The organism is Roseimaritima sediminicola, assembly GCF_009618275.1.
GTDB classification, from domain to species: Bacteria; Planctomycetota; Planctomycetia; order Pirellulales; family Pirellulaceae; genus Roseimaritima; species Roseimaritima sediminicola.
On record NZ_WIAD01000002.1, the window covers coordinates 291,683 to 300,913 of the forward strand.

9 protein-coding genes are annotated in these 9,231 nt (G+C 55.9%); 2 read left to right on the forward strand and 7 right to left on the reverse strand.

Annotation, left to right across the window (positions count from 1 at the left end):
• Nucleotides 1-68 precede the first annotated feature (68 nt).
• Together GE027_RS02750 and GE027_RS23550 are read left to right on the forward strand one after the other, a co-directional pair.
• A complete protein-coding gene (locus GE027_RS02750) occupies nt 69-863 on the forward strand; it encodes a class I SAM-dependent methyltransferase (RefSeq protein ID WP_153555624.1) in 795 nt (264 codons plus the stop codon).
• 113 nt (nt 864-976) lie between these two features.
• On the forward strand, nt 977-1,099 hold the full coding sequence (locus GE027_RS23550; RefSeq protein ID WP_261344026.1) for a hypothetical protein: 123 nt from the start codon (nt 977-979) through the stop codon (nt 1,097-1,099).
• Nucleotides 1,100-1,179: 80 nt separating this feature from the next.
• On the opposite strand, the gene GE027_RS02755 is transcribed toward GE027_RS23550, so the two are convergent.
• The 7 genes from GE027_RS02755 to GE027_RS02785 all read right to left on the reverse strand — a co-directional run.
• Entirely contained in the window at nt 1,180-1,977 is a 798-nt protein-coding gene (locus tag GE027_RS02755) for an ankyrin repeat domain-containing protein (protein WP_153555625.1), read from the reverse strand.
• A gap of 212 nt (nt 1,978-2,189) precedes the next feature.
• Nucleotides 2,190-2,522 carry a hypothetical protein gene (locus GE027_RS02760; protein WP_153555626.1) on the reverse strand — a complete coding sequence of 111 codons (333 nt, stop codon included), beginning with the start codon at nt 2,520-2,522 and terminating at the stop codon, nt 2,190-2,192.
• Between the two features lie 1,981 nt (nt 2,523-4,503).
• Nucleotides 4,504-4,881, reverse strand: coding sequence for a hypothetical protein (locus GE027_RS02765; protein WP_153555627.1), 378 nt, complete (start codon nt 4,879-4,881; stop codon nt 4,504-4,506).
• Between the two features lie 568 nt (nt 4,882-5,449).
• Nucleotides 5,450-6,439, reverse strand: a complete 990-nt coding sequence (locus tag GE027_RS02770) for a tetratricopeptide repeat protein (protein WP_153555628.1) — start codon at nt 6,437-6,439, stop codon at nt 5,450-5,452.
• 1,092 nt (nt 6,440-7,531) lie between these two features.
• Complete coding sequence (locus tag GE027_RS02775) at nt 7,532-8,083, reverse strand: hypothetical protein (RefSeq protein ID WP_153555629.1); 552 nt, start codon at nt 8,081-8,083, stop codon at nt 7,532-7,534.
• 101 nt (nt 8,084-8,184) lie between these two features.
• On the reverse strand, nt 8,185-8,667 hold the full coding sequence (locus GE027_RS02780; RefSeq protein ID WP_153555630.1) for a hypothetical protein: 483 nt from the start codon (nt 8,665-8,667) through the stop codon (nt 8,185-8,187).
• Between the two features lie 122 nt (nt 8,668-8,789).
• Nucleotides 8,790-9,231, reverse strand: a 442-nt coding sequence (locus GE027_RS02785; RefSeq protein ID WP_237607208.1) for a hypothetical protein, incomplete at its 5' end; no start/stop codon positions are given.

Sequence of the window (9,231 nt, forward strand, 5' to 3'; positions counted from 1 at the left end):
TGTTGGCTGAACCGCCGCGGAACCCTCACCTCCGCGGAACAGCGTTCTTCGACCGCGGCGACACAGCCATGAAAACCGATAACTGGTACGACTACCCCCAGTATTTCGACTTGGTTTTTCGAGACGAAACGGCGGCGGAAGTCCGGTTCTTCGAGGCGGCTTTCAAAGAATTCGCCGAGGGCTCGGTCCGCCGACTGCTCGAACCCGGCTGCGGCGGTGGCCGCCTGATCGTCGACCTGGCCGCTCGCGGCTACGACATGACGGGGCTGGATCTCAGCAAACCCTCGCTGACCTACCTGCGCAGGCGCCTGCGGCGCCGTGGCCTGCAAGCCGACCTGCGACATGAAGACATGGCGTCTTTCCGGTTGGAACAACCGGTCGACGCGGCGTTCTGTACCTTCAACACCTTCCGGCACCTGCTGTCCGAACAGGACGCGGTCAACCACCTGCACTGCGTGGCCCATTCGCTGCGACCCGGCGGGATCTACATCCTGGGTTTCCACATCATTCCGCTCGATGCCGACGAAGACTGCACCGAACGCTGGAAGGCGCGGCACGGCGGGACGGAGGTCAGCGTGACGTTGTCGGTCCGGGATTTTAATCGCGCCCAGCGGCGCGAGCAGATGCGGGCCACGCTCACGGCCCGCCGCGCAGCCACCTCCCGCGTCGCGGCCCGCAAGATCCGCTGCCAAAGCGATTTCGACCTGCGGCTGTACACGGCCCCGCAAGTGGAACGCATGTTCAGAAAGGTCGAAGCGTTCGAACTGGTCGAAACGTTCGATTTCGATTACGACATCGAACACCCCCGCGACATAGACGACGACCTCATCGACGCCCTGTTCGTCCTCCGCCGCGTCCCCTGAGCGACCCCGGTGCGGAACGCCGCACGGGCGCGTTAGATGATGACTATGTTCGCAGACCGTCCCAACTTGAAGTGGGCCTGGCCCCCTCGGCACGACGCCCGCGAATCGTGCCAATGGACGCGCGAATCGCACCGATGGACGCGAGAATCGTGCCGATGGACGCGAATCGAATCCGCCAAACGCTACCGGCGACGAACCGGCGCAGCGTCCTGACCGCGGAAGCCTGGCGACAGTAACGTGGGAATGCACGGGGTGGCGACCATCCGGTCTCTAGTCACCCAAACGCGTTGTCCATTGCGGCCGTGCAGTTGTCTGTTCACCGGCGGTATTCTGTCAGGATGCGGACGACTTCGGCATGATTTCCTGTCTTCACAAGTTCATTGGAACTGTCGATGTAGGCCTGCGTCGCGTCGGTATTCGCGATGGCCTGTTTAATCATTTCCAACTGATCGGCGGACAGCTCCGTGTCGCCGAATAACTCGTCAACGTCGATCTGGATGTTTTCCGCCTCGAGGCAGTCAACGACGTCAGGACCAGGGCCTTTTCCAGCGTGCTGGGCTATTTCCAGCGGAGTTCGGTCGTTGACTGTGTCTCGCATGGATGGATCGGCGCCGTGCTCTAGCAGTAAGCGCACCGTCGAAGGTTGCCCCCTGAACGCTGCTTCCATCAACGGAGTTTCCGATGCATCGATCTCCGTCCGGCGATTCACATCCGCACCCGCGTCGATCAAGAGCCGGGCCTTTTCCACTTGTCCACGGGCGGCTGCCATGTGCAGCGGAGTCCAACCGTTTGTACCGGTCGCATGAATATCGGCGCCGGCCCGGATTAGTTCAGCAACAATCAGCGACGATTGGTCTGCCTCAAATTCGATGGCAGTCAGAAGGCATGTGTAACCATCGTCGACCTCGACGTTCGGATCCGCTCCATGTTTGATCAGGAACCGCACCAACTCGAGATTGTCAAGCGCGATAGCGGTCAGTAGCGGAGTGTCACCAAGATAGTCTCGCTCGTGTACATAGCTCGGGTTCTCGAGAACCCTATTGCGAATCGCGTCCGTGTCGCCCCGCTCGAAGGCATCCGAGGTCCAAGTGTTGTCTGCGTTGCGGGGTGCCATTTTCGTGACCTTCGGCTCCGAGTCATTTGTGCATCCTGCTACCAATACGAATGACAGCAAACAGGTGAAAAGGGTTCGCATTTTTGTGCCTGACCAATGCTCGCCCTTGACCACCCAGTCACGGCAAAAGACTTTCGCATGCCAAGCCGGCCGGCATCACGACTTGGGTGCATCGCATGCTTCGTCCGTCATTCGTGTTGTCCTCGGTGGTGTCAATCGTCCTGAGCCCATCGAAAAGTGATGAACGCAAAGTATCCGGTCAGTGCAATTCGCAATGCCCGGTATGCTCGTTCGGTCAAAGTATCATCGACAGCGACGATTGCGATGAGGGCAAGCGGTATCGTCAAGGCCATCAGCCCAGCAAACACGTAGCCACACCATCGCTGTTGGAACCACATCCCAAGAGCCGGCAGTCCGACGCATGCGCCGAGAACATAGTATCCGGTAAGACCCGTTGTCGCCGCAACGATGATTGCTGCCACACCGAAAAGGATCCATATCGCTGACCAGGCGGTTAGTTCTCCTCCTGGTGGTTTGAAAGCCATTCTGTGTTCCAATCAGTGTGGGTGTCTTTTGTTCCCATGGAATTCCCGTGGTTTTATTCAGACTGCCCGATTTTTCCAGGCATAGCGGTGGTGTCCGAAGGGTGTAATCTAACGGATCAAATAGGCTGGCGGCAAGCAGTGCTTGCCGCCAGCCAAGAACATCAACGGACGCACCCCGACGCAGATATCCCTGACAAGCTCGCGTCCCCGCAGAGCTGGCTTCCGTTTCACGTGGCATCTTGAACGTAAAGGATCAAAACTCCTGAAGCAAGTCATTCGAACACCACCGCGAGTGCCTCCCAATATCCATCATCCTTGGCTTTCCTAAGACGAACCTGGAGGGACCAAACAACTTCCGCCGTCACGAAGTGGCGGAGCTCAGCCTTCCACTCCGAAGTATGACATGGTTCGTTGGTCATTTCGGTCCGGAGCCAAACCGTGCGATGAATTCATCAAGTCTCTTCAAGTAAGCGTCCGTCAACCAGTTGTTGTGACCAGCATTGTCGATTGCGACAAATTGCTTGGGTCCGTTGGCTGCTTGGAAGAGCTTCTCACCGGCCGCGACATAAACACGGATACGCTTGCTCGAGTCTGTAAGTACCGCAACCAACGCGCCCGTGAAGCAACGTGTCCGGCATTCCCATGTGCGACAAGCACCACGGCACGAGGTGTGTCAGCGGGGCAATACCACCCATGTAGCTTCGTTCCGTCTTCAGCGGCGAAGAAGACGTCTTGGAATCGCAAGCCCGACGGGTCCCAGTCGCCATCCGGGAACTTCGAAGGAAAGAAGAGCAGTAGCTCGTCGATTGAGGGGGTCGACCGCTCGATTGTCGAATCGGTCCCCGCTGCTTGCTGTGCGCGGCAACGGCACGCCCCGGCGATTACGAGAATAGCAAGCAGCAGAGGAATGGTCGCGTGTGTCATGTGATACGCTTACCGGACTGGACCTACGAACGATTTAAACAAGGTGGCACGGACACAGGACCAGCAGGTAGCCGATTGGGTTTGGATCGCCCTCGGACGTCAGGGACCTGGGAACGATGAGTGGAATTGCCAACACTGCACCAGCAATTCCCGCCAACGCGAAATAGACTAGCCGTCCACGGTGCTGCCTTGGTCCATTTGCCAGCGGCTCAAACGCTGATTCGCGGCCTCCGTTGCACCGATAGTTATCCACCATCCTGGTTCTGAGGAGTTTTCGCAGTGTATGTATCAACGATTATCGTGGGCTTAGCGAACCCCGCATCCTCGACAGATTTGACAAGTGGTAGAAATCTTGTACGAAGATCAGCGTTGAGCACCCAACTCTTGTCACAGCAGATATCAGCGTGTGGGTTTCGATGCCAAACGGAAAGCCATAGCCGACGTCGTTTGAGGCGGGATCGAAGCTGCTCCGGCTCAACGCCCACACCATCAACCGAGACCATTCCATCCTCATCTATTCGGATGCGAACACAGTTTTCCGGCGGATTGACCCAGACGATGGCGAGCAATGCACAGATCGTTGTGCCTATCAGCATCGAGCGGATGGAGTACCTTAGCTTCGGCATGGAAGCACTTCAATAATGGCATTGATTCGATGACGTGGTTGACCACCCAGCGGCGGCGAATGGCCTACTCCTTCAGCACACCGCGACTTCGTCACGCGTATGCACTGCATGCTTTCTGGGTCGCAGATCGTCCCAACCCGAAATGGTCTCGGTCATTCTAAACTGCCGTCTGCCCAGCGGGCAAACAAGATCGCGAGATAGCGGACCATCGGCGGGAGTAGACAGCCGGCTGACCAGGAGCCACGAAGAAAACAAGCGGCTCGGCGCGAACATGTCGTGTACCATCGGACAGACAGGACCGCGACGACCGTTGCCGCCAGGAAATATAAGCACGTCGCAACATCTAATTCGGCTTTACTCTCCCGCTGCGCGGGAGGGTGTTGTCGCGGGTTTCACCGAAAGATTTATGCCGACGTGCTTAACGCAAGAAGTTAGCAGAACACGCAAAAACTACCCATGACCGACCGGCGAATTGATCGCGCCGCAGAACACAAGCGATAGTAACGGTACCCCTCACCCGGGGACGGCGATTTGATTTTCCATTTGTGAACGTGCGATGCCGTCCTCCGGTGGTCGGCATTGTTATCCGCCGTCACCGCCATCGCAACAGTGATCGAGGCAACCACCGCACCGAGAATTCGACTGTCGCCGGCTTGCGGCATCGGATCGATGCTGAGTAGGCGAACGCTAACCAACTTACGCAATGCACCAGTCCCATTGGCAAAGCTGACTTGATGTAAACGGTGCCCGCCACGACCAATCCTGCGCTTGAACCAATCAGCGACGTTGAAACCACACAGATCATCCATCGTGGAAGCAAGTAAGCAAAGTGTGGGAAACCGGCGTCCGAAAAGAACCACCGGGCACGAAAGTGTGGCAAGGCCAACGAGAAAGCGACCCCAATCGGTACCATGGCGAAGATCACGATTCGCAGCTCCGGTCCGCTGGAAACGGCAGGCCCGCGGTTCGTCTCCAGCATCGTCGCGACCAGAAAGCACAGCGGTGCCAAAAGGACCGCACCAATCAGCGAAAACGGATGCTTCAGGAACATATAGTGTCGAATAACGGCCGCCGTGACCGGCCGGCGAGGGAAAAACAAACCATCAGGAAACGCGTTGACACCGCTCCACTGCACGACATGGTTCGCCGCGATGCCAGTGCAGCAAAGAGCTCGTAGCGACGCTCGACGACGTAGCCTCCGGAGATGACCGGTTGGTAGCCCAGCACCGGATGGCGATATTCAACGTTGGCATGTATGTCACACCCCATCGCAGCAACTTAAGGAACGAACGTTTGCGATAACCGAGTCGCGGCAATTGATTGTCCACTGCGAAATCGCTCGGCTACCGCGACTTCGGTTCATCGCTTGGTTCGCTGCTATTCCTTCACGACTTTGAATCGAAATTCCAGTTTACCGGGCTGTACCTGTTCCACCCTGTTTTTCGGCTCTTCTCCCCGGAGCAGCGAGAACTTATCCATTCCATGCTGGAGAATAAAATCTGCATTCTGCCATTTGCTCCAGTCGGACGGATGTGGCTTGACAGGATGGTTGACTTTAAACACCAGAGCCTCGCCTTTATGGTTTTCAACTGTCACCCAGCGATGTCGGTTTGCGTAGATCAGAAACTCATCTTCGTAAAGGAGGTGGCCGCCCTGGTCTTGCAGCTTCTTTTTGGAAATGGGGCTTGACCCCATGCCTTGATCGGTGATGACGTCACAAGAGCGATATTGGTCTACGGAATCCTTGGAGAACTTAACTTGAAACACCAGTGTGTGTTGCAGGGCTTTTATCGCCATCTCCCGCTGTCTAGCTGCCTCCTCTCGCGCTTTCTTCTCCTCTTCTGTCGGTGGTCCAAATATGGAATCAAGTTCGCCGTCCAGCCACCAGTCAAGGTCTTTGAGTGCCGGATTATCTTTGGACGGTCTATGTTCGTCCGGGATACCCTTCATCTTCCCCTTTGCCTTTAGGTACGCCGATAGGTAGCCGAGGGTGTAATTCGAGAGACACTCCTTGATATCGTCTTTTGAAACATCGTTCAGAATCTTTCGCAAACAACCGTTCGCGCGAAGCTGCGTGGACTGGGAACCCAGACCGTTCATGTGGGTTGTTAAGAAGATACAATACGCGATCTTTCTGTTTTGCGGGACGGCATGACCGTCACGGTGCATGACACCGAGATTCACAAATGCGTCAGCATTCTGTTTGGCGAAAGCTTCTAGCCACCAATCCATGGCTTTCGTGTAGTCCTGCTTTACGCCAATCCCTTCGTAATAATAGATGCCAAGTTGCACCATGGCCTTGTCATCGCCTTCGGAAGCAAGATCCTCGAAGATGCTGATAGCTTCCTTTGTCTTTCCCTGATTCATGAGCCGAACTGCGTCCGCTCCGCTTTTGTCGTCACCCAAACTAGTTGTCGGGGCACAGACTGTCACAAGCGCAACCAGGAGAAGGATTAGGTGGTGTTTCACATTGTTTCCTTTCAGCAAACGTCGGTGGTCACCCGGCGGCGACCCAGGATTCGGTGAACACGACACGACGTTGCCGCCCCTCGAGTGCACCACATGGTTCTTGCGAGGCGACGGGACCAGCTATGCATTGGCCAACCCGATCGACTCGGCAAGCTCCCAAGATACCGGCGGGAAGGGGACCGAGCAACAATCGAGCGCGCAACCTGCGAACCATTACGTCAATGTTCCTACCTCCATTCTCCTACCATCTGCTCGCGAGGGACAGGTAGGAACATGGAGGTAGGAAGATAGGTGGAGGTCGACATTTGTGACCGGTTCTCGCCCGACGGCAGGAACGAGGGTGAACGGGAATGCCAGCAACCATCAGCAAGTCTGGCAATCGACCGCGCATCCGTCGCGGACCTGGGCTTTCCGGGGTTTGGCGCCCGCGGATTGGGCCTTTCGACCGCGCAACGACAGTCAGCAAGAACGTCGGTGGTCACCCGGCGGCGACCCAGGATTTGGTGAACACGAAAAGATGCTGCCGCCGCTCGTGTGCACCACATGGTTCTTGCGCGGCGATTGCATCGGCGGACGGTTCGCCAAGGCTGCCGATCTAGCCCAACTTCAGGATACCGGCCGGATCGGGACCTAGCAACCATTGACCGCGCAACCTGCAAGTCACTGAATGCATTTTCCTACCTCCATTTTCCTACCATCTGCTCGCTAGGGACAGGTAGGAACATGGAGGTAGGAAGATAGGTGGGGGTCGACATTTGTGACCGGTTCTCGCCCGACGGCAGGAACGAGGGTGAACGGGAATGCCAGCAACCATCAGCAAGTCTGGCAATCGACCGCGCATCCGTCGCGGACCTGGGCTTTCCGGGGTTTGGCGCCCGCGGATTGGGCCTTTCGACCGCGCAACGACAGTCAGCAAGAACGGCCGACATCACCGAGGACGAACGAAAGAGTCACCATCAGGAAAACCGTTTTCGAGTCCTTCGGTGGATGTCATGGTTCTGCCTTCCGTTCGCTTGCGGAAATCTGTGCGATCGTCTTGCCGCGTTCGATCGCTTCGGCAACGCCCTCCGGTGTCTGCCCTCGCCGCATCATATCGCGCATGTGTTGCAATTGTCGATCAGGGATCGCATCAGCCGCAATATGTACGACAGAACCGTTCCAATGTTGCACGGTCCAAACGTCGTGGCAAAATCGCGAGATCGAAATGATTCCATCAAGAAAAAGATAGTACCGCTGCGATCCAAGCATGATGCCCATCGCCTTATCCTCGATTGTGATATCCATTTCGCGGCGAGGGTACAGCAGAACATCGATGAGGCCAATGAATAGCCCACGAAAGAGATACGATACCGAAACCGCAAGCAAACCAAACACGACCATCCCCATCGGATCAAAGGATATGGTCATTGCGATCATCCGCGACGTGAAAAAGGCGACCAGGATGATGATAAATGGAGTGAAGAAATAGCCCCAAATGTGAAGATGTGGGATCAAGCGTTGCCGCCGATTCAGCGTGTATCGAATTGCGGTTGAGTCGGCCATCGAGTCTTCTATTGATTGGCAGAACGTCGGTGGTCAGTGGGTACGGCCGATTGATTTTCAATTCCTAAACGCCTGATGCCGTACTCCACTGCACGACATGGTTACCCGCCGTCGGGGCGAGGAACGAGGCGTTGCAGTTTAGAGCGACCGGCACGCGACACGACAATCGTATCAGGGTTCAATGCAGCAGCAAGTTGCGGATGAATTTTAGCTCCGCCCGGCAAAATCAATGCAAGCGGGTTCTCTTTGAGACGCTCTTTTGCCTTTTCGACATCAATGTCATCGCCATTCACAGTTCGGAACTTCAGTTGACGAACATTAAAAATCACAAGTTTGGACTGAAGGAGCGCGACATCTTGAGACCGATTCGCTAGGCTTGGCTGATCGCGCTGCATTTCGACATGGTAAGCGGATTGCACCGTTTCGAAATAGAGTAGCGCACCGGTGAATACCATGTGCCCGCCGCTACGAGACGGTTCAATCGTCGCGTTCACAATCGTCTGAGGAGATGTAAACATGTCGTCAGCGATTGCGGGGCCAAAAGAGAACAAAGCAACCATGAATGCAAATGTTTGACGTGTCAATGTGGTCTCCAGTTCTGTCGGGTAACGTCACGCGTCACCCGGTACGCGCGAAAGATTTTCTACTTCAAAACCGCCCGGCTCGCGTACTCGGGTGCACGCGATGGTTACCGGCACCTGCAAAGTCACTCGATTAGGTCGAAATCATTGAGATCGATCATATCAAGAGAGTAAAGAAGATAGAACGTCGGGTAGAAAAACAAAATCATTACGACAAATAAGCCCACTACATTGACCACCCAATATCCAACACCCGGAATGCCCCGGGTCCAAATCAGGTACAGCAACGAAGCTAAGGGCCACGTAAGGAAGAAAAGTAGCCAAACCGTCGATGGGACACTTCGAGCGTGCATCTTTGAATCACTGATAGCCCATGTAGTCGCGGCAGTCGCAAACGCGATCGCTGCGAGCGCGTATGCAGAACCACTGTTTGGCAAAACCACCTGACTGAAGCCCCAGAATCCGGCCAAACCAAACAGGGTGTAGACGCTCAACCGTCGCAGGCGTTCAGTCGGCGTGATGATTGGGTTCGGCAGGGTGGCGTCAGTGGTCAATGTCCAATCCGGT

Coding starts and splice junctions, on each gene's coding strand:
- GE027_RS02770 (WP_153555628.1), bottom strand. CDS start 6,439: ATGAATCAGGGAAAGACAAAGGAAGCTATCAGCATCTTCGAGGATCTT.
- GE027_RS02775 (WP_153555629.1), bottom strand. CDS start 8,083: ATGGCCGACTCAACCGCAATTCGATACACGCTGAATCGGCGGCAACGC.
- GE027_RS02755 (WP_153555625.1), bottom strand. CDS start 1,977: ATGGCACCCCGCAACGCAGACAACACTTGGACCTCGGATGCCTTCGAG.
- GE027_RS02750 (WP_153555624.1), top strand. CDS start 69: ATGAAAACCGATAACTGGTACGACTACCCCCAGTATTTCGACTTGGTT.
- GE027_RS02765 (WP_153555627.1), bottom strand. CDS start 4,881: ATGGATGATCTGTGTGGTTTCAACGTCGCTGATTGGTTCAAGCGCAGG.
- GE027_RS02760 (WP_153555626.1), bottom strand. CDS start 2,522: ATGGCTTTCAAACCACCAGGAGGAGAACTAACCGCCTGGTCAGCGATA.
- GE027_RS23550 (WP_261344026.1), top strand. CDS start 977: ATGGACGCGCGAATCGCACCGATGGACGCGAGAATCGTGCCGATGGAC.